Source organism: Paraconexibacter sp., from assembly GCF_041602235.1.
Lineage (GTDB): Bacteria > Actinomycetota > Thermoleophilia > Solirubrobacterales > Solirubrobacteraceae > Paraconexibacter.
In genome coordinates this window covers 1-25115 of the sequence record NZ_JBFIGP010000029.1, presented here as the reverse complement: position 1 = coordinate 25115, position 25115 = coordinate 1, and the positions used below count along the sequence as shown (strand labels likewise).

General features: G+C 72.2%; 25 protein-coding genes and 3 tRNA genes. 6 read left to right on the top strand and 22 right to left on the bottom strand.

From position 1 onward, the window contains the following. The 15 genes from ABYE80_RS04235 to thrS form a co-directional block, all read right to left on the bottom strand. On the bottom strand, positions 1-1335 hold a 1335-nt coding region (locus tag ABYE80_RS04235), incomplete at its 3' end, for a hypothetical protein (RefSeq protein WP_372788922.1). Positions 1336-1425: 90 nt separating this feature from the next. Further along, entirely contained in the window at positions 1426-1611 is a 186-nt protein-coding gene (locus ABYE80_RS04230) for a hypothetical protein (protein ID WP_372788921.1), read from the bottom strand. Positions 1612-1654: 43 nt separating this feature from the next. Further along, complete coding sequence (locus tag ABYE80_RS04225) at positions 1655-2917, bottom strand: argininosuccinate synthase (RefSeq protein WP_372788919.1); 1263 nt, start codon at positions 2915-2917, stop codon at positions 1655-1657. Positions 2918-2966: 49 nt separating this feature from the next. Next, a complete protein-coding gene (locus ABYE80_RS04220) occupies positions 2967-5099 on the bottom strand; it encodes an MMPL family transporter (RefSeq protein ID WP_372788917.1) in 2133 nt (710 codons plus the stop codon). Positions 5100-5190: 91 nt separating this feature from the next. Then, entirely contained in the window at positions 5191-6345 is a 1155-nt protein-coding gene (locus ABYE80_RS04215; RefSeq protein WP_372788915.1) for an aspartate aminotransferase family protein, read from the bottom strand. After that, entirely contained in the window at positions 6342-7220 is an 879-nt protein-coding gene (gene argB / locus ABYE80_RS04210; RefSeq protein ID WP_372788914.1) for an acetylglutamate kinase, read from the bottom strand. Before argB ends, ABYE80_RS04215 begins: the two co-directional genes overlap by 4 nt. After that, the gene (gene argJ, locus ABYE80_RS04205; protein ID WP_372788913.1) at positions 7217-8470 is read right to left on the bottom strand and encodes a bifunctional glutamate N-acetyltransferase/amino-acid acetyltransferase ArgJ; all 1254 of its coding nucleotides are present in this window, start codon (positions 8468-8470) and stop codon (positions 7217-7219) included. The genes argB and argJ overlap by 4 nt, the downstream gene beginning before the upstream one ends. Continuing rightward, entirely contained in the window at positions 8467-9483 is a 1017-nt protein-coding gene (argC, locus tag ABYE80_RS04200) for an N-acetyl-gamma-glutamyl-phosphate reductase (protein WP_372788911.1), read from the bottom strand. The genes argJ and argC overlap by 4 nt, the downstream gene beginning before the upstream one ends. After that, complete coding sequence (pheT, locus tag ABYE80_RS04195; protein WP_372788909.1) at positions 9476-12034, bottom strand: phenylalanine--tRNA ligase subunit beta; 2559 nt, start codon at positions 12032-12034, stop codon at positions 9476-9478. Before pheT ends, argC begins: the two co-directional genes overlap by 8 nt. Beyond that, complete coding sequence (pheS, locus tag ABYE80_RS04190; protein ID WP_372788908.1) at positions 12034-13140, bottom strand: phenylalanine--tRNA ligase subunit alpha; 1107 nt, start codon at positions 13138-13140, stop codon at positions 12034-12036. The genes pheT and pheS overlap by 1 nt, the downstream gene beginning before the upstream one ends. Further along, complete coding sequence (locus ABYE80_RS04185) at positions 13133-13861, bottom strand: TrmH family RNA methyltransferase (RefSeq protein ID WP_372788906.1); 729 nt, start codon at positions 13859-13861, stop codon at positions 13133-13135. The genes pheS and ABYE80_RS04185 overlap by 8 nt, the downstream gene beginning before the upstream one ends. A gap of 82 nt (positions 13862-13943) precedes the next feature. Further along, positions 13944-14306: a 50S ribosomal protein L20 gene (gene rplT, locus ABYE80_RS04180; RefSeq protein WP_372788904.1), complete on the bottom strand. Its 363-nt coding sequence runs from the start codon at positions 14304-14306 to the stop codon at positions 13944-13946. Beyond that, positions 14303-14503 (bottom strand): 50S ribosomal protein L35, encoded by a 201-nt coding sequence (gene rpmI, locus ABYE80_RS04175; RefSeq protein WP_372788903.1) that lies wholly within the window; start codon positions 14501-14503, stop codon positions 14303-14305. Before rpmI ends, rplT begins: the two co-directional genes overlap by 4 nt. 58 nt (positions 14504-14561) lie before the next feature. Beyond that, entirely contained in the window at positions 14562-15302 is a 741-nt protein-coding gene (gene infC / locus ABYE80_RS04170) for a translation initiation factor IF-3 (RefSeq protein WP_372788901.1), read from the bottom strand. 134 nt (positions 15303-15436) lie between these two features. After that, positions 15437-17371: a threonine--tRNA ligase gene (gene thrS / locus ABYE80_RS04165; protein WP_372788899.1), complete on the bottom strand. Its 1935-nt coding sequence runs from the start codon at positions 17369-17371 to the stop codon at positions 15437-15439. A gap of 294 nt (positions 17372-17665) precedes the next feature. Here thrS and ABYE80_RS04160 point away from each other — a divergent pair, with 294 nt between their 5' ends. Then, a complete protein-coding gene (locus ABYE80_RS04160; protein ID WP_372788897.1) occupies positions 17666-18259 on the top strand; it encodes a transglycosylase family protein in 594 nt (197 codons plus the stop codon). Positions 18260-18352: 93 nt separating this feature from the next. Beyond that, positions 18353-19447: an aminotransferase class V-fold PLP-dependent enzyme gene (locus tag ABYE80_RS04155; RefSeq protein WP_372788896.1), complete on the top strand. Its 1095-nt coding sequence runs from the start codon at positions 18353-18355 to the stop codon at positions 19445-19447. A gap of 7 nt (positions 19448-19454) precedes the next feature. Here ABYE80_RS04155 and ABYE80_RS04150 read toward each other — a convergent pair whose 3' ends face one another. Then, positions 19455-19964 (bottom strand): O-acetyl-ADP-ribose deacetylase, encoded by a 510-nt coding sequence (locus ABYE80_RS04150; protein WP_372788895.1) that lies wholly within the window; start codon positions 19962-19964, stop codon positions 19455-19457. A 16-nt stretch (positions 19965-19980) separates the two neighbouring features. Further along, positions 19981-20051, bottom strand: a tRNA-Cys gene (locus ABYE80_RS04145). Between the two features lie 85 nt (positions 20052-20136). Between ABYE80_RS04145 and ABYE80_RS04140 the strand changes: the two genes are divergently transcribed. Continuing rightward, positions 20137-20209, top strand: a tRNA-Val gene (locus tag ABYE80_RS04140). A 158-nt stretch (positions 20210-20367) separates the two neighbouring features. Here the strand turns inward: ABYE80_RS04140 and ABYE80_RS04135 are convergent. Both ABYE80_RS04135 and ABYE80_RS04130 read right to left on the bottom strand, forming a co-directional pair. Beyond that, entirely contained in the window at positions 20368-20760 is a 393-nt protein-coding gene (locus ABYE80_RS04135) for a MerR family transcriptional regulator (protein ID WP_372788894.1), read from the bottom strand. Next, complete coding sequence (locus ABYE80_RS04130; protein WP_372788892.1) at positions 20760-22250, bottom strand: SulP family inorganic anion transporter; 1491 nt, start codon at positions 22248-22250, stop codon at positions 20760-20762. The genes ABYE80_RS04135 and ABYE80_RS04130 overlap by 1 nt, the downstream gene beginning before the upstream one ends. Positions 22251-22654: 404 nt before the next feature. On the opposite strand from ABYE80_RS04130, the gene ABYE80_RS04125 reads away from it, so the two are divergent. The 3 genes from ABYE80_RS04125 (at position 22655) to ABYE80_RS04115 (ending at position 23424) form a co-directional block, all read left to right on the top strand. Then, positions 22655-22846 (top strand): hypothetical protein, encoded by a 192-nt coding sequence (locus tag ABYE80_RS04125; protein WP_372788890.1) that lies wholly within the window; start codon positions 22655-22657, stop codon positions 22844-22846. A 272-nt stretch (positions 22847-23118) separates the two neighbouring features. Next, a tRNA-Gly gene (locus ABYE80_RS04120) sits at positions 23119-23192 on the top strand. 58 nt (positions 23193-23250) lie between these two features. Beyond that, positions 23251-23424, top strand: coding sequence for a DUF5679 domain-containing protein (locus tag ABYE80_RS04115; RefSeq protein ID WP_372788889.1), 174 nt, complete (start codon positions 23251-23253; stop codon positions 23422-23424). Between the two features lie 22 nt (positions 23425-23446). On the opposite strand, the gene ABYE80_RS04110 is transcribed toward ABYE80_RS04115, so the two are convergent. From ABYE80_RS04110 to ABYE80_RS04100, 3 genes are all read right to left on the bottom strand, one after another. After that, complete coding sequence (locus ABYE80_RS04110) at positions 23447-24100, bottom strand: HD domain-containing protein (RefSeq protein WP_372788887.1); 654 nt, start codon at positions 24098-24100, stop codon at positions 23447-23449. Beyond that, positions 24097-24915, bottom strand: a complete 819-nt coding sequence (locus tag ABYE80_RS04105; RefSeq protein WP_372788885.1) for a crotonase/enoyl-CoA hydratase family protein — start codon at positions 24913-24915, stop codon at positions 24097-24099. The genes ABYE80_RS04110 and ABYE80_RS04105 overlap by 4 nt, the downstream gene beginning before the upstream one ends. Positions 24916-24922: 7 nt before the next feature. Next, the coding region (locus tag ABYE80_RS04100; protein ID WP_372788883.1) for a hypothetical protein at positions 24923-25115 on the bottom strand (193 nt) is incomplete at its 5' end.

The following is a 25115-nucleotide window of genomic DNA, read 5'->3' as shown; positions in this document are numbered from 1 at the left end:
GTCGAGGGTGTCGACGCGGGCGCGGAGCCGCTCCGCCGCCCGCTGCAGGCCGGAGATGAGCTCGGAGGTCTCCGGGTCGACATCGCCCTGCGGGCGCGTGGTGACGGCCGGGACCGTGAGCGACGGGGCCGCGGACGGTCCCCGGTCCGGCGGCGGGGCGGGGTCCGGCGGCGGGGCGAGGTCCGGCTCCGCGTCGGAGACCGGCGGATCCTCCGACAGCCGCCGCTCGAGCTCCACGGCGAGCTGCTCGGCGTCGCGGACGCGCGCACGCTCGGCGGCAAGCCGCGCCTCGACCTCGGCCAGGCGCCTGGTGAGCTCGGCGCGACCGTCGGCGCCCTCCTCGCGCGCGGCCCGCAACGCGTCCTCGAGCTGCCGGTCGAACGCTTCCTGCAGCGCCTGCTCCTGCTCCTGGAGTTGCTGCTCGTACCCGGCCCGCAGGTCGTTGGCGGTGTCCACCAGCTCGACGATCAGGGTCTCGACCGCGGCGTCACGCTGCGCCCGCTCGGTCTGCTCGGCCTCGGCCTCCTCGACCCGCGCGCGCAGCGCCACGAGCGCGTCTCGCGCCTGACCCTCCAGGACCTTGCGGCGCAGCAGCTCCTGCTCGAGCTCGTCGCGCGCGGCGAGCGCCTCCCGCGCCTGCTCCCGGGCTGCATCCCGCTCCGCGATGCGCCGGTCGAGCTCGATCTGCAGCAGCGTGATCTCCGCGAGGTGCGCCTCGCGCTGCGCATCGGAGTCCTGCGGCGGCGCGGAGGTCTCGACGGACCGCTGCAGCCGGGCGACCTCCGCCTCGAGGGCCGCGCGGCGCTCGTCCAGATCGTGCACCGCCTCCGCCGCACGGCGCTGCAGCTGCTTCACCTCCGCCGCGCTGGCGGTCAGCTGGGTCGCCTCGTCGGCCGCGCGGCGGGCGCTGGCCAGCTCCCGGGTGAGCTCGTCGGTCCGCTCCACGGCAGCGGCGAGCCGACGCCTGAGCCCGTCGAGCTCGTCCTGGAGCGCCCGGCGCTCCTGCACCGCCTCGTCCTCCAGCTCGACACGGCGGCGCTGCTCGGCGAACTCGCGCTGCTCGGCCGCGCGCAGCGCGCGCTCGCGACGGGTCAGGTCGTCCTGGAGGGCGTCGCGGTCCCGGCGCGCCCGGTCCAGGGCGTGCTCGGCCTCGGCGAGCCGGGTGGCCAGCATCATGCGATCGTGCTCGGCGCTGGAGGCGCGCGACTGCAGGCTCTCCTCCGCCAGCTCCGCGCGTCGGGCGCGGCGCTCGGCGAGGACCTTCGCGTCGACGACGCTGGTCCCGTCGTCGGGCAGGCCGGCGGGTTCCTCGGGCGGCTGTCCGATCGTGCTCACGGACCGGTCAGCCTAGGTTGCCCGGCGGGGGCGGCGCACCGAACACCCCGCACGTTGCGGTGGTTTCTGCGCCTGCGCGGCGCGGCGGGCTCAGGGCATCGAGGACGAGGCATCTCGGCGCGCGTCGGCGACGATGATCGCCGCGATCGCTGCGCCAACGATACCGGCCGCTGCCACCCGACGGGAAGGCACGAGCCACCCGTAGCGACGCTTGAGATACCACTTGCCGCCGTGCCACACGGCGAAGCCCAGCAGCTGGTATCCGGAGCGGCTCATACGGGCAGCGTACCCGTGCGAGCCGCTCCCGACACGGGGACGCTCAGCTGCCGTCGCCGCGCTGCCGCAACTGGTGCGCCAGACGCGACTGCAGGGACCACAGCTCGATGAACCCCGGGGACGCCTGCTGGCTGAACAGCCCGCCGGAGGTCTCGAACGTGGCGAGCTGGGCGTCGTAGACGGCGTTGGGGCTCTCGCGGGTCACCGCCCGGCACGAGCCCTTGAACAGCTTGAGGCCGATGGTCCCGGTGACCTGCTCGTTGACCGAGTCCATGTAGGCGTCGAGGTCGGTGCGCAGCGGCTCCCACCACAGCCCGGCGTAGACGAGGTAGCCCCACTGCCGGTCGAGGTCGGACTTGAACTGGTTCTGGTGGATCGTGCACACGAGCCGCTCGAGCTCCGCGTGGGCCGTCAGCAGGATCTCCGCGGCGGGCACCTCGTAGATGTCGCGGACCTTGAGACCGACGATGCGGTCCTCGATGTGGTCGACGATCCCGACGCCGTGCTTGATGCCCGCATCGGCCGCGGCCTCCAGCAGCGGGACCAGCTCCATCCGCTCACCGTTCCACGCCACGGGGACGCCCCGCTCGAAGGTGACCGTGACGGTCTCCGCCTCGTCGGGCGCCAGCTCCGGGCGCGTCACGAGCTGGAAGACGTCGTCGTCGGGCGCGTGGTCGAGGTCCTCGATCCACTTGCCCTCCGAGGAGCGGCCCCACAGGTTGTCGTCGATCGAATAGGGGGTCGTCTCCGCGCCGCCCTTGATCGGGATGCCGTGCTCACGGGCGTAGGCGATCTCCTCCTCGCGGCCCATCATCCAGCCGCGGACCGGCGCGATGACCTTCAGCTCCGGCGCGAGCGTCGCGACCGTCGCCTCGATCCGGACCTGGTCGTTGCCCTTGCCGGTGCAGCCGTGGGCGATGGTGTCGCAGCCGTGCTTGCGGGCGTAGTCGACCGCGATCTTCGCGATCAGCGGGCGGCCCAGTGCCGTGAAGAGCGGGTAGTGCAGGCCGTAGTTGGCGTTGGCCTTGATCGCCGGGACGATGAAGTCCCGCGCGAACTCCTCGCGGGCGTCGACGACCTCCGCGGCGACCGCCCCGAGCATCGTCGCCTTGCCCTTGACGACGTCGTAGTCCTCGCCGGGCTGCCCGAGGTTGATCGTGAGCGCGACGACCTCGGCGTCGTACTCGTCCTGGATCCACTTGAGCATGACGCTCGTGTCGAGCCCGCCCGAGTAGAGCAGCAGGACGCGATGGACCTCATCGGGCTCGGCGAGGTAGCTGGCGGTACGGGTGCGGGGCTCGGTCATCGCGTGGGAAGAGTAGTGCGGGACCCGCGGCGACGCCGCCCCGTCCTTCCTACGCGGGCTCGACGACAGGCGTCGGGGAAGGAGTGACCCGCAGGACCCGGGCGGCGGACACGGGCAACCACCAGTTCCAGCGGCCGAACATCGAGACGACCGCCGGCACCAGCAGCGCTCGGATGATCGTCGCGTCGATCAGGATCCCGGCCGCGAGCCCGGTGGCCAGGATCTTGATGTCGGTTCCCGGACCCGACGCCATCGCCGCGAACGCCAGGAAGAGGATCAGCGCCGCGCTCGTGACCAGGCGTCCGGTGCGCCCCAGTCCGAACACCACCGCCTCGTTCGTGTCGCCCGTGAGGTCGTACTCCTCCCGCATCCGGGCGAGGATGAAGACCTCGTAGTCCATGGACAGGCCGTACAGGAACGCGAACACCATGAACGGTATCCACGAGGCGATCGACCCGGTCGCCGCGATACCCCAGATCTCGTCCGAGCCGTGCCCGTTCTGCCAGATCAAGGTCATGACGCCCCAGGCCGCCCCGATGGACAGGACGTTCAGCACGATCGCCTTCGCCGGCAGGACGAGCGAGCGGAACGCCCGCGCCAGCAGGACGAAGGTCAAGAGGGAGATCAGCCCGATGATGAGCGGGAAGGAGCCGTAGGCGGCGTCGATGAAGTCCGCGTTGAGCGGACCGCTGCCGCCGACACGGGCGTCGGGCGATGCCGCGTGCGCTACGTCGATGAGCTGCTGGACGGCGTCGCGCCCCTCCTGACGTTCGTCGCCGTAGCGCGGGACCGCAACAGCGATCGCGTTGCCGTCACGCTCCCAGGCCGCGCCGAGAGGGGCGCTGGCGCCGTGCACGTCGGTGACCCGGGCCTGGGCGGCCGCGACGGCCGCCGCGTCGGCCCGAGGCACGAGCGTCTCGGTCGGCGTGATCGCGCCGGCGCCGATCCCGGCGTCCTGGAGCGCGACGAGGGCGTCCTTCGCGGGCCCGCCCTTGGCGATCGTGTTGGGGTCGGAGTTGCCGAGATGCATGTCGGCCGCGGACACGAGGAGCACCCCGAGCACCGCGAGCGCGGCGACCGCGGACGCGACGCGGAACCGCACGACGAACGCCGACCAGCGCTGCCAGAAGCGGTTGGACCGATCCCGCCGCCGGATGCGCCGACGGTCCATCCGCGGGCCGACGGTCGCGAGGATGACCGGAAGCAGCGTGATCGCGGCGACGGTCGCCACGAGCGGGATGATCATGCCGCCGTAGCCGATGCTGCGCAGGAACGGCATCGGGACAACGACCAGCGCGAGCAGGCCTACGGCCACCGTGGTCCCCGAGAACACCACCGCTCTCCCGGCGGTTCCCATCGCGGCGACGACGGCCTCGTCGCCGGGACCGTGACGCTCGATCTCCTCCCGCCACCGCACTACGACGAGCAGGGCGTAGTCGATCGAGATGCCCAGGCCGACGAGGGCGACCAGGAACTGCACGACCGGTGAGATCTCGACCACCGTCGTCAGGCCCAGCAGCAGCAGGAACGAGACCAGGATCGAACTGATCGCCATGAGGATCGGCACGAGTGCCAGCGTCGAGCCGAACACGAAGACGAGGACGACCAGGGCTCCGACACCGCCGAGCACGGCCTCCAGCAGGACGCCGGTCCCCTGGGTGTCCTCCCCCGACGCTTCGAAGAGGGCGTCGTACCCGGTGACGCGCACAGGCGCGCCCGCGACGGTCTCCGACCGCATCGCGGCGCGGAGAGCCTCCTGCGCGTCGGCGTTGGCTCCGAACGGCTCGTCGCTGCGCTTGGGGAACGCGTAGATGAACGTCGTCCGCCCGTCGTCGGAGACGAACGCGGCGTCGCCGGTCGATCCGAACCCGGCGACGCGGGCGCCGGGGACCGCCCGCTCCACCCTGCGCTCGAGCTGGGCCAGCTCGCTGCGGACATCGCCGGCCCTGGTGCCCTGCGGCAACGTCACGACCGGCACGAAAGGCAGGCTGTCGCCGCCGTTCCCGAACTCCATGGCAATGCGCTCGCTGGTGTCCCAGCCCTCACGGCCGGGTACCGAGAACCGTTGGTCGAGGGCCTCTGTCGCCGGGCCGGCTGCCGCCAGCCCGATCAGCGTCAGCAGCATCCACCCGATCGCGACGGCGCGCTTGTGGGCGAGGACGACTCCGGTCAGCGACTTCATGAGACGACCTCCGGGGCGAGGACGGGGCGACGGGGACGTTCTATCAGCCTGCGGACCGAACGCCGCGCGATCTGTGACAGATCGCAGCAGGTCAGGCCAGCAGCGTCGCCAGGCGGTCCAACGCCTCGTCGAGGACGGCAGGACCGATCGTGAGCGGGGGCAGCAAGCGGACGGTCCCCGGTCCGGTCGCGTTGAGGACGAGCCGCTGCTCACGCAGCGCCCTGCCGACCAGGGCGATCGCGTCGACGCCGTCCAGGTCGATCGCCTGCATGAAACCGCGACCGCGGACCGCCACGACCCCGGGCAGCTCGGCCAGGCGCGCCGTCATCCGCTCGCCCAGTTCGCGCACGCCCGCGAGCAGGTCGTCGCTCACCACGTCCATGACCGCCAGGCCCGCGGCGCACTGCACCGGCCCGCCGGCGAACGTCGAGCCGTGATCCCCGGGTTCGAAGACCTCGGCCATCCCGGGCCCCGCGACGAACGCGCCGATCGGCAGCCCACCCGCCAGCGCCTTGGCGACCGTCATCGCGTCCGGGACCACGCCCGAGCGCTGCCACCCCCAGAGGTCACCGGTCCGCCCGAGCCCGCACTGGATCTCGTCGAAGATCAGGGCCGCGCCGTGGGCGTCGCACGCCTCCCGGGCGGCCCGGAGCACGTCCGGGCCGAGGTCGTAGACGCCGCTCTCCCCCTGCACGGGTTCGAGGATCACGGCGGCGGTCTCCTGGTCCACGACGCCGCTGATGGCCTCCGCCGTGGGCTCGACGGAGACGAAGCCCGGGACCAGCGGTGCGAAGGGGGCCTGCTTGGACTCCTGCGGCGTCGCGCTCAGCGCTCCGTAGGTCCGCCCGTGGAATCCCCGCTGCAGGGACACGATCGTCCCGCCGCGCCGCCGCTTGCGGGCGCACTTCAGCGCGGCCTCGACCGCCTCCGTCCCGGAGTTCGTGAAGAAGACCTTCGTACCGTCCCCCAGGCCCGACGCCAGCGCCAGGCGCTCGCTGAGCGCGACCATCGGCTCCGTGTAGAAGAGGTTGCCGACGTGGATCAGCGATGCCGCCTGCTCCCGGATCGCCGTGACGACCGCCGGATGGCAGTGCCCCACCGAGTTGACGGCCAGGCCGGTCTGCAGGTCGAGGTACTCGTGTCCCTCCGCGTCCCACAGGCGCGCGCCCTCGCCGCGGACGAACACGACCGGCTGGCGCGCGTAGTTGGCCGTGAGGTACCGGTCACGCGCGTCGGCGCCGCTCATGCGGCCGCCCGGATCTTCGTGCCGATGCCGGCGTCGGTGAACAGCTCGAGCAGCAGGGAGTGCGGGACCCTCCCGTCGACGATGTGGGCGAACGTCACCCCGCCGTGGATCGCGTCGAGGCAGGCCTGGAGCTTCGGGCGCATCCCGCCGCTGATCGCACTCAGCGACGCCTCGACCTCGTCCGCCCGCGCCTCGCTGACCACGCTGGTCGGATCGGCCGGGTCGCGCAGCCAGCCGTCCACGTCGGTGAGGAACATGACCTTGTAGGCGCCCATCGCCCGCGCCACGGCGCCCGCGACCTCGTCGGCGTTGACGTTGTAGGACTGCCCGTCGCGATCGGCGCCCACCGACGCGATGACCGGGATGTAGTCCTGGGCGATGTGGTTGAGCACGTCCACGTCGACCTTCTCGATGCGCCCGACGAAGCCGAGGTCCTCGCCGCCGGGGGCGTGCTGCTTGGCGACGCGCAGGAGGCGCCCGTCGTCCCCGCTGAGACCGACCGCGGCCTGGCCGTGGCGGCCGATGCGCTGGACGATGTCCTTGTTGACCTTCCCGACGAGGACCATCTTGGCGATCTCGACCGTGTCGGCGTCGCTGACGCGCAGGCCGTCCACGAAGCGCACGTCCATCCCCAGCCGCTCCATGTAGCCGGTGATCTCGGGACCCCCGCCGTGCACGACCACCGGGTTGAGCCCCACGTACTTCAGCAGGACGATGTCGCGCGCGAAGTCCTCCTTGAGCCCCGGATCGGTCATCGCCGCGCCGCCGTACTTGACGACCACCGTCTTGCCGTGGAACTCGCGGATGTACGGCAGGGCTTCGAGCAGGGTGCCGACGCCCTTGGCGCCGGTCTCCAGCCGTTGATCGGGACTCATGTCGTGTACTCCGCGTTGATCGTCACGTACTCGTGGGAGAGGTCGCTGAAGAAGACCTCGGTCTCGGCCGTCGCAGGCTCCCCGTGGGTGGGCAGCAGCACCTCGTACTCGACCTCGGTCCCGCTGACCCGTTCGGCCAGGGCGGCCTCGTCGAACGGCACCGCCGCGCCGCGCACGCAGACCGGGACGCCCTCGATGGTGATGTCGAGGTCGATCGGCGCGCGATCGGCCATCGCGAGGCCCACGGCCTGGGCGATCCGGCCCCAGTTCGGGTCGCCGCCGTGCAGGGCGGCCTTCACGAGCGGGGAGTTCGCCACGGCGCGGGCGCTGCGCTCGACGTCGCGCGGGTCCGTCCCGCGCACGACGACCCGCCCGACCCGCTCGGAGCCCTCGCCGTCGCGGACGATCAGCAGCGCGAGCTGGCGCAGCACGGCATCCAGGGCCTGTCCGAACACGGCCTCGTCCGGCGACTGCGTGGCGACCCTGACGCCACTGGATCCGGAGGCCATCAGGATCGCGGTGTCGTTGGTGGAGAGCTGCCCGTCCACCGAGATCCGATCGAAGCTGCGCTTCACGCAGACGCCGAGCAGCAGGTCCGCCGTCTCGGCGTCCAGCGCCGCATCGGTCTGCACGAAGCAGAGCATCGTCGCGAACGACGGCTGGATCATCCCCGCGCCCTTCGCCTGCGCGGTGATCAGCACCTCGCCGCCGGACAGCGCGACCTTCACCCGCGCGCTCTTGGCGAACTTGTCGGTCGTGCGGATCGCCTCGCCGAAGGCGCCGTGCCCGTCGCCGCGCAACTCCTCGCGGACGGCGAGCATGCCGCTGACCACCTTGCGGCCGTCGAGCTGCACGCCGATCACGCCGGTGGAGGCGACCGCGACCTGGTCCTCGGGGACCCCCGCGGCCATCGCGGCGGCGCCCTGCATCCGGGCGGCCTCGTCCATCCCGCGACCACCGGTGGCCGCGTTGGCGTTGCCGCTGTTGGCCGCGACCACGCGGATCGCGTCGAGCCGCGTGCGGTTCTTGCAGACGATCACCGGGGCCGCGAGCACCCCTGACCGCGTGAAGCGCGCCGCGCTGACGGTGTCGGGGGCGTCGGAGACCAGCAGCCCCAGGTCGGGGGCGCCGCTCTCCTTCAGGCCACAGGCGATGCCGGCGGCGCGGAAGCCCTGCGGCAGACCGTCCCCAGGGGCCACGGTGACCCCGTCGGGGCACTCCACCCAGCGGGAGTCGAAGAACTCGCTCATGTCAGGCCTGCCGTCTCGTCCAGCCCGAGGGCGACGTTGAGGTTCTGGACCGCCTGGGACGCGGCCCCCTTGTACAGGTTGTCGATCGCGCAGAACACGAGGACCTTGCCGGTGCGCTCGTCCGCGCGAGCGGTGATCCGGGCGAGGTTCGTGTCGCGGACGTCGCGCACGCCGGGCGAGCGGTCGGTCAGCTCGACGAACGGCTCGCTCGCGTAGGCGGCCGTGAACAGCTCGTCGACCTCGTCCTGGGTGAGCGAGCGGTTCGGCGTGACGTAGCAGGAGACGAGCTCCCCCTGGTCCAGCGGCAGCAGATGCGGGATGAACGTGACCGCCGCGGTGACGCCGAGCACACCCAGCTCCTGCTGGATCTCCGGCAGGTGCCGGTGGCCGTCGATGCCGTAGGCGTCCACGTTCTCGTCCACCCTGGAGGCGTGGGTGCGCCAGGAGGCGCCGCGCCCGGCACCGGAGACCCCGGTCTTGGCGTCGATGATCACGTCGTCGATCACGCCCGCCCGCGCCAACGGGGCGAGGGCCAGCAGGGCCGCCGTCGGGAAGCACCCCGGATTCGCGACGACCGACGCGCCACGCAGCTCCTCGCGGTACAGCTCGGGCAGGCCGTACACCGATTCGGCCATGAGCTCGGGCGCCACGTGCTCGACGTACCACTGCTCGTAGGTCTGCAGGTCACGCAGCCGGAAGTCGGCGCTCAGATCGACGACGACCTCCACCCCACGCGCTCGCAGGCCCTGCACCACCGGAGCCGCGGCCCCGTGCGGGTAGGCCACGATGGCGGCGCGCACGCCCTCGGCGTGCCGGTCGAGGTCGAGCTCCTCCAGGACGAGCGGAACCCGGTGGTGGGGGTAGACGTCCGACAGCCGCCTGCCGACGTCGGAGCGGGCGGTGACGGCCCCGAGCTCGAGCGCCGGATGGCGCTGGAGCAACGACGCCGCGATCGCACCCGCGAACCCGGCCGCACCCGCGACGAGGACCGCACCGTGGGACCCGTCAGCCACGCAGCTCACCTCCGACCTGCTCGGCGAGCGCGGCGATGATCTTGCTCCGCAGCGGCTCGATGTCCTCATCGGTCAGGGTCCGGTCCGGTGCCCGGAACTCGCAGTGCACCGCGAGCGAGACCCGACCGGCGCCGAGCTGCTCCCCCCGGTAGACGTCGAAGACCCGGGCGTCGGCCAGGCGCTTGCCGGCCGCGTCACGCACGACCTCGAGCACGCGCGCCGACGGAACGTCGTCCGGCACGACGATCGCCAGGTCCTGGCGCAGCGCCGGGAAGGTCATGAGGTCCCGGTAGGTCGCCACCTCGGGCGCCAGTGCGGTCACCTTCCCGAGGTCGATCGCGAACGCGGCGACGAGACCGTCCAGGTCCCAGGCCTGCGCGACGAGGGGATGGACCTCGCCGAGGAACCCGATGCGCTGGTCCCCGGCGAGCACCGCGGCGCTGCGTCCCGGATGCAGGAACGGCCAGGCCCCGTCGGGTGCCGGTGCGGTCGTGAAGGGGACGCGCAGCGCCCCGAGGACCGTCTCGAGCACCCCCTTGGCCGCGAACACGTCGGCGGCCGGCGCGGTCCCGTCCCTCCAGGAGGCAGGGGCGATCGCGCCGTGCAGGAGGACGCCGAGGGCGTGGTGCTCGTCAGCGGGCGCCAGACGCTGCCCGGCCCAGGCCCCGTCGGCCCCACGCCGTCCCGCGTAGACCGAGCCGCTCTCGAAGATCGCGATGTCGCTCTGACCGTGCGCGCGGTTGTAGGCCGCGGCGTCCAGCAGCGAGCCGAGGATGGTGGGGCGCAGGATCGACTGCGCCTCGCTCATCGGGTTCTCGAGCCGCACGACCTCCCGGAGCGCGTGGCCCTCCGGGATCCGGAGCCTGTCGAGCACCGCCGGCTCCGTGAACGACCATCCACAGACCTCGTGCAGGCCGGCGCCGACGAGCGCGTCCTCGGCCCGTCGCCGGGTCCGCTGCGCGTGGTCGAGGACGGCCGCGTGCCCCGTGCGGTTCTCGGGGATCGTGGCGGGCAGCGTGTCGAGCGCCTCGAGCCGCGCGACCTCCTCGATGAGGTCCGCCTCGCGGGTGACGTCGAGCCGCCGGAACGCGGGCACCGTGACCTCGAGCCCGTCGTCGGTCTCCTCGACCCCGAACCCCAGGACGCGCAGCACCTCGGCGCTGCGCTCGCGCGGGACCGCGGCACCGAGCAGCCCCGCGACGCTGGCATCGCGCAGCCGGATCCGGGCGGGCGGCGGCCCGTCACCGCCGAGGTCGAGCGTGCCCCCGACCGGCGTGGCCCCGCACAGCTCGACCATCAGGCGGTGCGCGACCGCCTGGGCCTGGAGCGTCTGCTCGGGAGCCAGCCCCTTCTCGAACCGCGCGCCAGCCTCCGAGCGCAGCCCGAGCCGCGCCATCGTGCGGTTGATGTTCGGTCCGTCCCAGGTGGCGACCTCCATGAGGACGCGGGACGTCGGCGCCGCCCCGTCCTCGCCGGCGAAGATCTCGCTGCGCCGGCCGCCCATGACACCGGCGATCGACGTCGGACCCGCGCCGTCCTCGAACACGAGCATCTGGCCGTCGAGCGTGCGCTGCACCTCGTCGAGGGTCGTGACCTGCTCGCCCTCGCGGGCACGCCGCAGGATCAGCGTCCCCCCCTCGATGCGGTCGGCGTCGAAGGCGTGCAGCGGCTGCCCCGTGAGCAGCATCACGTAGTTGGTGATGTCGACGACGTTGTTGATCGGCCGCTGGCCGGCCGCCATCAGGCGCGCCTTCAGCCACCGGGGCGACGGCGCGAGCGTGACGTTCTCGTAGAGCCGCCACGTCATGCGCGGGCACAGGTCCGGCGCCTGGTTGTGGATGCGGATGTCGCCCGCCTGTCCCGGATCCCCGGCCTCCTGCGTGCGCAGCTCGTCGTAGGCCGGGGCGCACTCGGGCGCGTCCCACGGCGCCGGCCCCAGCGGCGCTCCTGTCGCCGCGGCGGCCTCGCGCGCGACGCCGTAGACCCCCAGGCAGTCCGGACGGTTGGGCGTGATCTCGAGCTCGAGGACCTCGTCGCTGATCGGCAGGACGTCGCGCAGCGGCGTCCCGACCGCCGGCGGGGCGTCGGAGGCACCGGCGTCGCCGCCGAGCGCGGCCCCCAGGTGGTCTCCGTCGTCGAGCACCATGATGCCCGCGTGGTCCTGCCCGATGCCGACCTCGTCCTCGGCGAGGATCATCCCGGCGCTCGCGACGCCACGCAGCTTCGCCGTCTTCAGCTTGGTGCCGTCGGGCATGATCGAGCCGGGCTTCCCGACCGCCACGGTCTGCCCAGCGGCGACGTTCGGGGCACCGCAGACGATCTGCGACGGCTCGGCGTCCCCGACGTCCACGGTGCAGACGCTGAGCCGGTCGGCGTCGGGATGGCGCTCACACGTCAGCACCCTGCCGACGACGAAGTGCTCGAGCCCGCTCACGCCGTGATGGTGGATGCGGTCCACCTCGGTGCCGGTCATCGCCAGTCGCGTGGCGAGCTCCCGCACCGGGAGGTCCGGGACGACATGGTCGTGGAGCCAGGAGAGGGGAAGACGCATCAGCCGAACTGCTCCAGGAAGCGAAGGTCGTTGTCGTAGTACAGGCGGAGATCGGGCACGCCGTGCTTGAGCATCGCTATGCGCTCGATGCCCATGCCGAAGGCGAAGCCCTGGGCGCCGTCGCCGTAGCCGAACTCCCGCACGTAGCCCAGGACGTCGGGGTCGACCATGCCGGAGCCGAGGATCTCCAGCCAGCCCGTGCCCTTGCAGAGGTTGCAGCGCTGCGGCGGCTTCGTCCCACGGAGCTCACCCGAGCCCGCGCACTGGAAGCAACTCACGTCGACCTCCACGCTGGGCTCCGTGAACGGGAAGAAGTGCGGGCGCAGCCGCACGTCGCGGTCCGGCCCGAAGATCGCCCGGGCGAACGCCAGGAGCACGCCCTTGAGATCGGCGAGCGTGATGTCCTCGTCGACCCACAGGCCCTCGACCTGGTGGAACTGCGGGGTGTGCGTCGCGTCGCTGTCGCGCCGGTACACCCGTCCCGGGACGATGATCGCGATCGGCGGCCCCTGAGCCTCCATCGACCGCACCTGCATCGGCGAGGTGTGCGTCCGCAGGACGATCTCGTCCGGCGATCCGTGCTCGGGCGGTGCGGTCCCGTCAGTCGGCCGGACGTAGAAGGTGTCGCTGCGGCCGCGAGCGGGATGTGCGGGCGCGTGGTTGAGCGCATCGAAGTTGTAGTGCACCCACTCGACCTCGGGCCCCTCGGCGACCCGGAAGCCCAGGCCGAGGAAGACGTCCTCGATCTCGCGACGTGTCTGGGTGAGCAGGTGCAGTCGCCCGACGGGTCGCGGCGGCGTACCGGGCAGCGTCAGGTCCACGGCATCGGCCGCCAGCCGCGCGTCGAGCTCACCGGCGGCCAGGGCGCTCGTGCGCTCGTCGATGAGCGCCTCGACGGCCTGACGGGCCTGGTTGGCCGCCTTGCCGACCGCTCCGCGCTGGTCCGGTGGCAGGTCGGCGACGCCCCGCAGCAGGTTGGGCAGTTCGGCCTTGCGCCCCAGGTGCCGGACGCGCAGCTCCTCGAGCGCGGCGGTGTCCGCGGCGGCCTGCACCTGCTGCAGCGCCGTGGCCCGCAGCTCCTCGATCCGGTTCAGCACGTCACTCATCTCTCGCCACCATATGGATTCGCTGGAGTTCGTAGAGGGCCACGGTGGCCGCCATCGCCGCGTTGAGGGACTCGCCCCGGATCGGGATGTGCGCGACGTGGTCGCAGGCGGCGATCACGTCCTCCGGCAGCCCCTCCCGTTCGGCCCCGACGAGGAGGCTGACCGGCCCACCGCCCACCGACGCCGCCACGCGCGCCAGCGGCTCCCCGGCGCGGGCCACCAGGGCCACGGTCGCTCCCGGGAGGTCCGCGGGTCCGCCGGCCCGTGCCACCGGCGTCGTGAAGATCGCCCCCATGCTGGCCCGGACGGCCTTGGGTCCGTACGGATCGGCGGTGCCCGGGCCGAAGGTCACGCAGCCGGCGCCGAAGGCGTACGCCGACCGCAGGACCGTCCCGACGTTCCCCGGGTCGTGGACGCCGTGCAGGTGCACGATGCGCTCACCGACGGGGCCGTCCATCCAGCGCTGCGGGTAGATCGCCAGTGTCCGCGTGCCGGATCCGAGCTGGGAGATGCCGTGCAGGAGGTCCTGCTCGACCTCGGTACCCGGCAGGCCGCTGCCCGCGGCGCACAGCCGGGCGCTGGGCTCCCAGCCGGAGGCGGCGGCCGCGGCGAGCAGGTCCTCCCCCTCCGCGACGAACGCCCGCGCGCGGTCCCGCTCGCGCCGCGCGGCGAGCTTGCGCACCTGCTTGAGCGTCTCGTTGTGGGGGCTGGTGATGATCACGATCGGAGTGGGGTCGGCCAACAAAAAGGGCGCCGTTCCCGGAGGAAGCGACGCCCTTGAAGGTTCTGTCGGTGTGCTCGTACTACGCAGCAGCCGACGCCTCGCGGGCGGCGGCGACGAATCGCTTGAACGTCTCGGGATCGCGCACGGCGATGTCGGCGAGCACCTTGCGGTCGAGCTCGATCTCGGCCAGCTTGAGGCCGTGGATGAACTCGCCGTAGCTCATGCCCTCCTGGCGGGCGGCGGCGTTGATGCGGGTGATCCACAGCTTGCGGAAGTCACGCTTGCGGTTGCGGCGATCGCGGTACGCGTACGCGTCCGCCTTCATCACCGCTTCCTTGGCGCGCTTGTAGTTGGAGTTCGCCTCGCCGCGGAAGCCCTTGGCCCGCTCCAGCGTGGAGCGGCGCTTCTTCTTGGCGTGGACGCTGCGCTTGACGCGGGTCACTTGCCCACCCCCAGGAGCTTCTTCACGCGGGGCGCGTCGTGATCGCTGAGGATCACGGGGTTCGCGAACGAGCGCTTGCGCTTCGGGGACTTCTTCTCGAGGATGTGGCTCGAGTGCGAGTGGCGGGCCTTGACCTTGCCGCTCGCCGTCACCTTGAAGCGCTTCTTCGCGCCGGAATGAGTCTTCTGCTTCGGCATGGGCGACGCGGGAGTATGGCAGAACTCCCGCAGCACCGGCTGCCGGGGTGCGGCGCGGCTACGCCGCCGGCGGCGAGTCCGTGTCGTCTCCGGACGGGGCGTCGGGCGACCCGTCGTCGGCAGCCTCGTCGGAGGACTCCGGCGCCTCGACCTCCGAGGACTGCGGCGCCTCGACCTCCGAGGACTGCGGCGCCTCGGCCTCGAGCTCGGCGTCGAGCTTGGCTCGCGCCTCCGCCTCGGCGGCGGCTGCGGCTGCGTCCTCCTCGAGCGTGCCGGCCAGCACGGCCTTGCTCGGGCCCAGGAGCATGGTCATGTTGCGACCGTCCTGGATCGGACGCTGCTCGATGACACAGAGCTCCTTCAGGTCCTCCGCGAGCCGGTCGAGGATCATCACGCCGCGCTCGGGGTGGGTGACCTCGCGGCCGCGGAACATGATCGTGACCTTGACCTTGTCCTTGTGGCGCAGGAACCGCTCCACGTGGCCCTTCTTCGTCGAGTAGTCGTGCTCGGCGATCTTCGGGCGGAACTTGATCTCACGGATCGTGATCTGCGTCTGGTGCTTCTTGGCGGCCTTGGCCTTCTGGGCCTGCTCGTACTTGTACTTCGAGTAGTCGAGCACCCGGCACACGGGCGGCTTGGCCTCGGGCGCGACCTCGACGAGGTCGAGATCCTTGCTCTGGGCGTAGCGGAGTGCCTCGTCCGTGCGCATCACGCCGACCTGCTGGCCGGTCTCGTCGATCAGACGGACCTCGGGCACGCGGATGCGCTCGTTGATGCGGGTGGTGTCCCGCTCCGGCATCCGCCGGTCGAACCTGCGAGGGACAGGCACTAGTTCTGGGCTCGCGCGTTCGTGCGCGCGGCGGGGAAAAGGTGATCAGTCAACGCGCCGGAGCATAACCGGTCCTGCGCCGTCCGTAGCGCAGGGTTGGCCGTTCACCCGGATCGGTCCCGCGTGATAGCCGCGATTCGCGACGCAATCTCGGCCACGGTCTCGCTGCCCTCGTCGCCTTCGCGGTGGCGCCGGACGCTGACCGTTCCCTCCTGCAGCTCACGGTCGCCGACCACGAGCATGTACGGGACCTTCCGCAGTTCGGCGTCGCGGATCTTGCGGCCGACCGACTCGGTGCGCTCGTCGACCTCGGCACGCACCCCGCCGACCCGCAACTCGTCGCGGATCTCCCGCGCGCGGTCGGCGTGGCGGTCGGCGATCGGCAGCACGATCGCCTGCGTGGGCGTCAGCCACACCGGCAGCTCTCCGCCGGTGTGCTCGAGCAGGATGCCGATGAACCGCTCGTAGGAGCCCATGAGCGCCCGGTGCAGGATCACGGGCCGGTGCTCGGCGTTGTCGGCGCCGGTGTAGGTCAGGTCGAAGCGCTCGGGCGCCTGGTAGTCGAGCTGGACGGTCCCCAGCTGCCAGCTGCGCCGCAGCGAGTCGGTGAAGTGGAAGTCGATCTTCGGGGCGTAGAACGCGCCGCCGCCCTCCCCGATCTCGTAGTCGATGTCGTTGGCCTTCAGCGCGTCCGCGAGCACGCCCTCGGCCTGGTCCCAGAACTCGTCGGTGCCGAGGCGGTTCTCCGGGCGGGTCGACAGCTCGTAGCGGATGTCCTCGTCGGTGAACCCGAACAGCGCGTACGTATCGCGCGCGAACGCGATGCAGGCCGTGATCTCGTCCAGGAGCTGATCGGGCCGCACGAACAGGTGGGCGTCGTCCTGGCAGAAGTGGCGCACGCGCATCAGCCCGTGGAGCGCGCCCGACAGCTCGTTGCGGTGCAGCAGGCCCGGCTCGCTGTAGCGCACCGGCAGATCCTTGTAGCTCCAGCGACTGTGCCCGAACAGCTCGAAGTGCCCGGGGCAGTTCATCGGCTTGAACCCCATCGGCCGCTCGTCGCCGGTGGCCGTGAGGAACATGTCGTCCTGGTACTTGTCCCAGTGCCCGGACTTCTTCCACAGCTCGGCGTCGAAGAGCAGCGGGGTCTTGACCTCCGTGTAGCCGCGCTCCTCCCCCATCTCGCGTGACAGCGCGACGAGCTCGTTGAACACGCGGGTCCCGGCCGGGGTCCAGAACGCCGACCCGGGCGCCGCCTCGCTGAAGGTGTAGAGGCCCAGCTCCCGGCCCAGCCGGCGGTGGTCGCGCAGCTTGGCCTGCTCGAGCAGCTCGAGGTGCGCGGCGAGCTCCTTCTTGTCGAAGAAGGCCGTGCCGTAGACCCGGGTCAGCATCGTGCGGCTGGAGTCCCCGCGCCAGTAGGCCCCGGCGACCGACTGGAGCTTGAACGCGCCGATGCGCTTGGTGGTCGGCATGTGGGGGCCGCGACACAGGTCGGTGAACGGCCCGTTGGTGTAGAGGGAGACCGTCTCGGCGCCGGTGTTGGTGATGAGGTCCTCGATCAGCTCCACCTTGTAGGGCTGGTCCTCCGACCGGAAGCGCTCGATCGCCTCCTCGACGCTGACGTCCTCCCGCACGAACGCCTCGTCGGCCTTCACGTGCTCGCGCATCTTGGCCTCGAGCGCGGGGAAGTCCGCGTCGGTCAGCGTGACGCCCTCGGGGAACTCGAAGTCGTAGTAGAAGCCCTGCTCGATCGGCGGGCCGATCGAGATCTTCACGCCCGGGTAGAGCTCCATCGCGGCCGCGGCGAGCACGTGCGCCGCATCGTGCCGGACGAGGTCCAGGGCGTCCTGACCCGACCGCTGGGTGATGATCTCGAGCTCGCTGTCGGGGATCAGCGGCCGTGCGAGGTCGCGCACCTCGCCGTTCTGCTTGACGGCGAGGGCTGCGCGGGCCAGGCCCGGACCGATCGCCTCGGCGGCGTCGAGGCCGGTCGCGCCGTCCGCGAGATCGAGTTCGGTGCCGTCGGGGAGCGTGACCTTCATCGTCCCCAGCGTATTGGAGGGACTGCCGAGGCCGCGTGCGGGTGTGTGACGTGGCGCACGGAGACGAACAGACGTTCGCTCGCGTCTGTTACGGTCGATACCTCGACGGGTCAGAGCCCGGCCCTTGCGCGCCTGCGCACGGCTACGGGACGTGAGTGCTGACCGGCCTGCGCCGGTGCTTCGAGGAGACGCTCCCTCCCGATCTGCCCGGTCGACCAACCCGACCGGCCGTGACCGGCGTGCGCCCGTGCACGCCGTTGCCCGCACAGGCCGCGAAAGGACATGCCCACCACCATGCGCAAGCCCTCTCCCCTCACCCGCGGCCGGGTCACCCGGACGGTGCTCGCCACCGCGTTCCTCGCCGCCCCGACGACCGTCGCCCTCGCGGCCGACGACGACGGCCTGCAGTACATCCACTACGGCGTGCCAGCCGGCCGGATCGTCGAGGACGGTCTCGCCGACCACGCACGGGCCACGCTCACCGACCGGGCCGTCACGCTGGGTCGCCGCGTGGCGAAGCTCCGCGATCGCCGCTTCGATGCGCGCGGGTACCGAGCCGGGCTCGACGGCCGCTCGATCAAGCAGCTCCAACGGCGGATCGCGCGCGAGCGCCGCAGCATCCGGACGCTCGAGCGCACCGGTGGCGCGCCGAAGGTCGCGATCCCGGCGGCGCTGGCGGGGATCGCCGCCTGCGAGTCGGGCGGGAACCCGCGGGCGATCGGCGGCGGTGGCGCGTACCGTGGCAAGTACCAGTTCGACCGTGGCACGTGGGCCAGCGTCGGCGGCTCCGGCGACCCCGCCGCCGCCCCGGAGGTCGAGCAGGATCGCCGCGCCGCGATGCTCTACGCGCGGGCAGGCGCCGCGCCCTGGCCTGTCTGCGGCCGCTAGGAGCACCTACGCCGGTCCCGCGCCTCGTTCGCGCGGGCGGGCGGCGGGACCGATCCGGGCGGTGCGGTCGGCACCCCCTCGTATGCTCGCGGGGTGTCCTCCCCCGTCGCGCTTCGTGCCCACTTCCCCGTCCTGGAGACCACCGCCTACCTGAACGCGGGGACCTGCGGGCCGCTGCCCGCCGCCGCCCTGCAGGCCGGTGCCGACAGCGCGCTGGCCGCTGCGGAGGAGGGACGCAGCACCGCGTACTACGAGCGGCTCGTCGAGGCACGGGACGGCCTGCGGGCCCGCTACGCCGAGCGGTTGGGGGCCGCAGCCCCCGAGGACGTCGCGATCACCTCATCCACCAGCGAGGGCATGGCGCGGGTCCTCACGGGCCTGGACCTGCGCTCCGGCGACGAGATCGTGACCGCCGACGACGAGCACCCGGGCCTGCTCGGTCCGCTCTCGGCGGCGCGCCGGCTGCGCGGCATCACCGTGAAGGTCGTGCCACTGCGGGTCATCGACCAGCACATCGGGCGCCGCACCAAGCTCGTCGCCTGCTCGCACGTGCACTGGGCGACGGGCGAGTTGGCGCCCGAGGGGCTTGCGAACCGTCCTGCCGGCGTTCCGCTCCTGTTGGACGGCGCGCAGGGCGCCGGCGCGGTACCGGTCGACGTGGGGACGCTGCGCTGCGACTTCTACGCGGCCGCCGGCCAGAAGTGGCTGTGCGGTCCGATCGGACTGGGGATGCTGTGGATCAGCCCGGCCTGGCAGGAGCGCCTCATGGCGCACATGCCCACCTATCCCCATCTCGCCGACCCGTCGGCGGGGCTCGACGCCCGCCCGTGGCCGGATGCCCGCGCCCACGATGCCTTCGCGACGTCCGCCGAGGCGCTGATCGCCGGGCGCGCCTCGCACGACGTCCTCGCCGATGCCGGATGGGACTCGGTGATGAGCCGCGCCGCGGGGCTGGCCTCGGATCTCGCCGGCGAGCTCGCCGATCGCGGCCACACCGTCGCGCCCCGCGGGCACACGACCCTGGTGAGCTGGCGGTCCGACGACCCGGCCGAGATGGTCGAGCGGTGCGCCCGCCATCGCGTGATCGTCCGGTCCTTCCCGGGCCTGCCGTGGGTCCGGGCGTCCGTCGGAGCCTGGAACGACCGCGGCGACATCGACCGGCTGCTCGCGGCGCTCGGCCAGAGCTGAGCGCCGGTCAGCCGTCGAGCGCCGCGGCGAACACCGCGTGGGCGCGCTCGTCGAACAGCCAGAACCGGACCTCCTCGATGTCCGGCAGCTCGCGCAGCGCCGCACGCGTCGCGCCGATCGCGACCTCTGCGGCGGCTTGGACCGGGTAGCCGTAGACCCCGGTCGAGATGGCCGGGAACGCGACGATGCGGCACCGGTTGGCCGCCGCGATCCGCAACGCGGCGCGATGGCAGTCGGCCAGCAGCTCCGGCTCACCGCGGTCGCCGCCCTGCCACACCGGCCCAACCGCGTGGATGACGTGACGGACCGGCAGGCGACCGGCGCCCGTGATGCGCGCCTCCCCGGTCGGACACCCCCCGACCGTGCGGCACTCGTCGAGCAACCCGGGACCAGCGGCGCGGTGGATCGCGCCGTCCACCCCACCCCCACCGAGCAGTCGCTCGTTGGCGGCGTTGACGATCGCGTCCGCCTCGTGGTCGGTGGTGATGTCGCCGAGGCGCAGGACGATCGTGGACACGGCGGCCTCCAGGACAAGGCGACGACCGGAATCGAACCGGTGTACACGGCTTTGCAGGCCGCTGCGTAGCCACTCCGCCACGTCGCCAGGTGCAGGCGACAGCGTACCGTCCGCACCGCTCCCTGCGCGGCGCGGCACGCGGCGCGCCGGATTGCTAGCCTTGCGCGCCCCAGGGCGATTAGCTCAGCTGGGAGAGCGCCTGCTCGACAAGCAGGAGGTCACTGGTTCGAGCCCAGTATCGCCCACCTCGAAAGGCCCCGGATCCGGGGCCTTTCCCGTTCCCAGGCACACGCTCCCGGACCCCGGGCGCCGCGCCGGCTCCCGGCGCGTGTCGATCGAGCGACCCTCAGCGTCGCTGATTCGACGCACCCCCTGCACGGCGCGTTCCCGCGGGAACGCCCGCTCACGCGTGCTGTGCCAGCCGCGCCGCGAACTCCTCGGCTCGCGCGAGCTCGGTGCGCAGCTCCGCGCACCGCTTCGCCGCGTCGGCGGCGAACGTGTCCAGGCGCTCCCGGGCGGCGGTCCGCACCTCCGGGTCGGCGTCCCCGAGCGCGTCCCGGGCCGCGAGCAGCTCGCACATCTGCGCCACCGTGAACCCCAGCGGCTTCATCTGCTTGATCAGGAGCAGGCGCTCCACCTGGTCCTCGGTGTAGAGCCGGAACCCGCCCTCGGTGCGACCCGCCGGCGCGAACAGGCCCTGCTCCTCGTAGTAGCGGACGGTCCGCAGCGAGAGCCCGACCCGCTCCGCGACGTCGCCGATGTGCAGCGCCGGCACCTCGCGATCCCGGACGGACATCAGTGCGCCGCCGCCATCTGACCCGAGAGCGTCTCGTGCAGCTCGGCGCTGCGGTCGTTCAGGCCCGTGATCTCGAGCACGGTTCCGTGACGCTCGTAGTGCGTCTCGATGGCGTCCAGAGCGGCCACCGCCGAGGCGTCCCAGACATGGGCGCGGGAGAAGTCGATGATGACCCGGCCGGGGTCACCGGCGTAGTCGAAGGCCTCGATCAGCTCCTGGTCGGAGGCGAAGAACAGCTCACCGGTGACCGCGTAGAACGCGGTCGTCCCGTCCGGGTCCAGGACACGCTCGACCTCGACGAGGTGCGCCACCTTGCGGGCGAACGTGGCCATGGCGGTGAGCACACCGCCGGCGACGCCGATCGCGAGGTTGTGGGTCGCCACCGTCGCGACGACCGTGACGCCCATCACGAGCGTCTCGGAGTTGGGCATCCGCCGCAGGGTCGTGGGCTGGATCGAGTGCCAGTCGAACGTCGAGAGCGACACGAGGATCATCACGGCGACGAGCGCCGCCATCGGGATGACCGCCACGAGCGGCCCCAGCCCGACCACCAGGACCAGCAGGAAGAGTCCCGCGCAGAACGTCGAGATGCGCGTCCGGGCACCGCTGACGCGGACGTTGATCATCGTCTGGCCGATCATCGCGCAGCCCGGCATGCCGCCGAAGAACCCGGTGATCGTGTTCGCGATCCCCTGGCCGCGCGCCTCGCGGTCCTTGTCCGACGTGGTCTCGGTGATGTCGTCGACCAGACGGGCGGTCATCAGCGACTCGAGCAGACCGACCGCGGCGAGCGTCAGCGAGTACGGCAGCACGATCATCAGCGTCTCGAGGGTGAACGGCACCGACGGGATGCCCAGGAGCGGCAGCGCGGTCGGGAGCTCGCCCTCGTCGCCCACGTCGGGGACGTCGATGCCCACGGCGACGACCACGACGGTCAGCAACACGATCGCCACGAGCGGCGCCGGGATGCTGCTCACCAGTCGCGGCAGCCCGTAGATCACGAGGAGCCCTGCCGCGATCAGGCCGAGCCCGAGCACGCCGCCCTCGCGGATGTAGGGCACCTGAGCGAGGAAGATGAGGATCGCCAGCGCGTTGACGAACCCGGTCATGACCGAGCGCGGGACGAACCGCATGAGGCGCGGGACGCGCAGCACGCCGAGCGTGATCTGGATGAGTCCGGCGAGGATGCCGGCCACCAGGAGGTACTCCACGCCGTGCTCCTTGACGAGGCCGACGACCACGAGCGCCATGGCCCCGGTCGCCGCCGAGATCATGGCGGGACGACCGCCCGCGATGGCGATGGTCACCGCCATGGTGAACGACGCGTAGAGACCGACCTTGGGGTCGACGCCGGCGATCAGCGAGAAGGAGATCGCCTCGGGGATGAGCGCGAGCGCGACGACGAGGCCCGCGAGCAGCTCGACACGGAGCACGCCGGCGGACGGCAAGGCAAGGCGGGGCGCGGTGCGCGCACCGAGAAGCGAAGGCATGAGGGGGAGTCGTTTCTGTCAGTGGTGGGCCGCAGCGCACGCTGCGACACGGGAAGATCGGGCGGCGGGACGCGCCGGTCGTGGCGCCGGAGGCCTGCGGAGGCCTGGGCACGGCAGAGCGTCGTGGGTCCGTCCGTCACTCAACCCTACACGTACGTCAGGGTTGGTTACTCGCGGGGTGGACGGATGGCGACCCGCAGCGGCGACCCGGCACGACGAGCGATCGGAGGAGGTTCGCCTCATCCGATCGTCGGTCTCCGCTCGTACGGCCGCACGGGCGCACGCCGACCGGCGAACCGTTCGGCTCGGGGATCAAGACGGTCGCCCGCCCGTGGTCGTATGTCGGTGTGCTCTGGGGGCAGCCTGGAGACGTCAAGAACCACCGACGAACGACAGGGAGCGACATGGCCGTGCTGATGACACTCGCGATCGTGACCGTGATCGCCGCCGTGATCGTGCACGGCGCCGCCTCGACCCGTCGTTCGCGGCCGCGCCGCCAGAACTTCTTCGGGGACGCCCCGCAGCCCCTCCCGCCCCGCCTCGGCTTCATCACCGAGGACCTCGACCATCATGCCACCAGTGGCCCCACCCGCTGACCGCACCATGCTTCCCTGCCGACCCGCTCCCACCGCGTCGGCAGCCTCGTCGCCCTCCCGAGCCGTGCAGGACGCACGGGGACGGAGACGTGACTGAACGCTGACCCCTGCAGCGTTCCCGATCCGGCCGTCGTCCTCCCCCCGGGACGACCCTCCGGTTCGGGGTCCGGTAGCCGCTCCCCCCAGAGCGGCTATCGGTCGTTCTGGGGCAGATTTCCTGGAGGGCGCGCAACTGCCGTCCGACGTCCGCCTGCTCTATACTCCGCCGCCTTGCGGCTGTAGCTCAGTTGGCTAGAGCGTCTGCTTGCCATGCAGAAGGTCGTGGGTTCGAATCCCATCAGCCGCTTCACGAGAGCCCCGCCCCGGCGGGGCTTCTTCGTGCGGTGGTCCGTAGCCTTGTGGTCATGACCGACGACGCCCCCGCCCCGGACCCCAGCACCGCCAAGGGCTGGTGCGTCTGCGGGCAGAAGGTGACGATCGCCGACGCGCAGGCGGTGACGCTCCAGAACGGCCGGCCGGGGTGGCAGGGCTACTGCCCCGAGTGCGGGTCCCCGCTCTTCGCGATCCGGCGCGGCTGAGTCCGGCGCGCCGGGTGTCCCCCTAGGCGCGACCGTCCCACTCGGCCAGGAAGCGCTCGACGAACGCCGCCATGTAGGCGTGGCGCTCCTCGGCGACCCTCCGCCCGGCCGCCGTGTGCATGCGGTCCCGCAGGAGCAGGAGCTTCTCGGGGAAGTGGTTCAGGGATCCGCTGCGCGACGCCGCGTAGGCCTCCGGGGCGTCGTGCAGGACGACCGGGATCTCCGGGTCGTGGATCGGCCGGTTCGCGTGGCCGCCGTACGCGAACGCGCGGGCGATGCCGATGGCGCCCATCGCGTCGAGGCGGTCCGCGTCCTGCACGACCCGGCCTTCGAGGCTCGGCATCTCGTCGGGCACGCCCGCTCCCTTGTAGGACACCCGGCCCACGATGTCCACGACGCGGTCGGTGAGCTCCGGGGCGGCACCCAGGTCCTCGAGCCACGCGCGGGCCGCGCGGGGGCCCGCGCTCAGATCGCCGTCGTGGAACTTCCAATCCGCGATGTCGTGCAGCAGCGCGGCGAGCTCCACGACGACGCCGTCCACGTCCTCCTGCTCCGCGAGGGTCCTCGCGGTGGACCAGACGCGGTGCACGTGCCACCAGTCGTGGCCCGACCCCTCGCCCTCGGACCCGCGGCGTACGTGCTCCGCCGTCCGCTCGATCAGCTCCTGATCCGTCACCGCGGCCAGATGTCGGGCAGGCCCGCGCTGACGCGATCCGGGAACACGGCGGGCCGCTTCTCGAGGAAAGCGCTCACGCCCTCGTGCGCGTCGTCCGAGCGCCCCCGCAGGAAGATCGCCTTGGAGTCCATCTCATGGGCCACGCGCGGGTGATCGGCGGTGAGCATCGACCACAGCATCCGCCGCGACATCGCCACCGAGACCGCCGACGTGTTCTCGGCGATCTCCTGCGCGAGGGCCCGGGCGGTGGGCAGCAGATCCTCCGGGGCGAGGACCCGCCCGACCAGGCCTCCGGCCAGCGCCTCGGACGCATCGAACACCCGGCCGGTGGCGACCCACTCCATGGCCTGGCTGATGCCCACGACGCGCGGCAGGAACCAGCTCGACGCCGCCTCCGGGACGATGCCGCGCCGGGCGAACACGAACCCGAACCGTGCGGACTCGGAGGCGAGCCGTACGTCCATGGGCAGCGTCATCGTCGCGCCGATGCCGACCGCCGGCCCGTTCACCGCGGCGATGACCGGCTTCAGCGACTCGAAGATCCTCAGGGTGACGACGCCGCCCAGGTCCGGGGGCACCTCGTCGGAGTCGTGGCGGAAAGCGTCGCCGCCACCGAGGTCCGCTCCGGCGCAGAACCCCCGGCCCTCCCCGGTGACGATCACCGCACGCACGTCGTCGTCGGCGTCCGTCCTGTCGAACGCGGCGACGAGCTCCTCCCCCATGAGCCGCGTGAACGCGTTCAGCCGGTCCGGCCGGTCGAGCGTGATCGTGGCGACCCGCTGGGCGATGTCCAGGCGCAGCGTCTGGAAGGTCATGCGCGGGTCAGGGGTCGACGGGCGGGAACTCGCCGGGCACGCGCGGGCGGCGCCGGTCACGCACGGTACGGGCCGAGTCCTCCGGCGCGCTGCTCCCCCGGCCGCGCCGCTCGGACTTGCGCCGGTCGACGATGACCTTCACGTTGTCGTCGTCCGCGTAGTAGGCGGTCAGCTTGTCGAGGAGCTCATCGGCCAGTGCC

Coding starts and splice junctions, on each gene's coding strand:
- ABYE80_RS04230 (WP_372788921.1), bottom strand. CDS start 1,611: ATGAGCCGCTCCGGATACCAGCTGCTGGGCTTCGCCGTGTGGCACGGC.
- ABYE80_RS04225 (WP_372788919.1), bottom strand. CDS start 2,917: ATGACCGAGCCCCGCACCCGTACCGCCAGCTACCTCGCCGAGCCCGAT.
- ABYE80_RS04220 (WP_372788917.1), bottom strand. CDS start 5,099: ATGAAGTCGCTGACCGGAGTCGTCCTCGCCCACAAGCGCGCCGTCGCG.
- ABYE80_RS04215 (WP_372788915.1), bottom strand. CDS start 6,345: ATGAGCGGCGCCGACGCGCGTGACCGGTACCTCACGGCCAACTACGCG.
- argB (WP_372788914.1), bottom strand. CDS start 7,220: ATGAGTCCCGATCAACGGCTGGAGACCGGCGCCAAGGGCGTCGGCACC.
- argJ (WP_372788913.1), bottom strand. CDS start 8,470: ATGAGCGAGTTCTTCGACTCCCGCTGGGTGGAGTGCCCCGACGGGGTC.
- pheT (WP_372788909.1), bottom strand. CDS start 12,034: ATGCGTCTTCCCCTCTCCTGGCTCCACGACCATGTCGTCCCGGACCTC.
- pheS (WP_372788908.1), bottom strand. CDS start 13,140: ATGAGTGACGTGCTGAACCGGATCGAGGAGCTGCGGGCCACGGCGCTG.
- rpmI (WP_372788903.1), bottom strand. CDS start 14,503: ATGCCGAAGCAGAAGACTCATTCCGGCGCGAAGAAGCGCTTCAAGGTG.
- infC (WP_372788901.1), bottom strand. CDS start 15,302: ATGCCGGAGCGGGACACCACCCGCATCAACGAGCGCATCCGCGTGCCC.
- thrS (WP_372788899.1), bottom strand. CDS start 17,371: ATGAAGGTCACGCTCCCCGACGGCACCGAACTCGATCTCGCGGACGGC.
- ABYE80_RS04160 (WP_372788897.1), top strand. CDS start 17,666: ATGCGCAAGCCCTCTCCCCTCACCCGCGGCCGGGTCACCCGGACGGTG.
- ABYE80_RS04135 (WP_372788894.1), bottom strand. CDS start 20,760: ATGTCCGTCCGGGATCGCGAGGTGCCGGCGCTGCACATCGGCGACGTC.
- ABYE80_RS04130 (WP_372788892.1), bottom strand. CDS start 22,250: ATGCCTTCGCTTCTCGGTGCGCGCACCGCGCCCCGCCTTGCCTTGCCG.
- ABYE80_RS04125 (WP_372788890.1), top strand. CDS start 22,655: ATGGCCGTGCTGATGACACTCGCGATCGTGACCGTGATCGCCGCCGTG.
- ABYE80_RS04115 (WP_372788889.1), top strand. CDS start 23,251: ATGACCGACGACGCCCCCGCCCCGGACCCCAGCACCGCCAAGGGCTGG.
- ABYE80_RS04105 (WP_372788885.1), bottom strand. CDS start 24,915: ATGACCTTCCAGACGCTGCGCCTGGACATCGCCCAGCGGGTCGCCACG.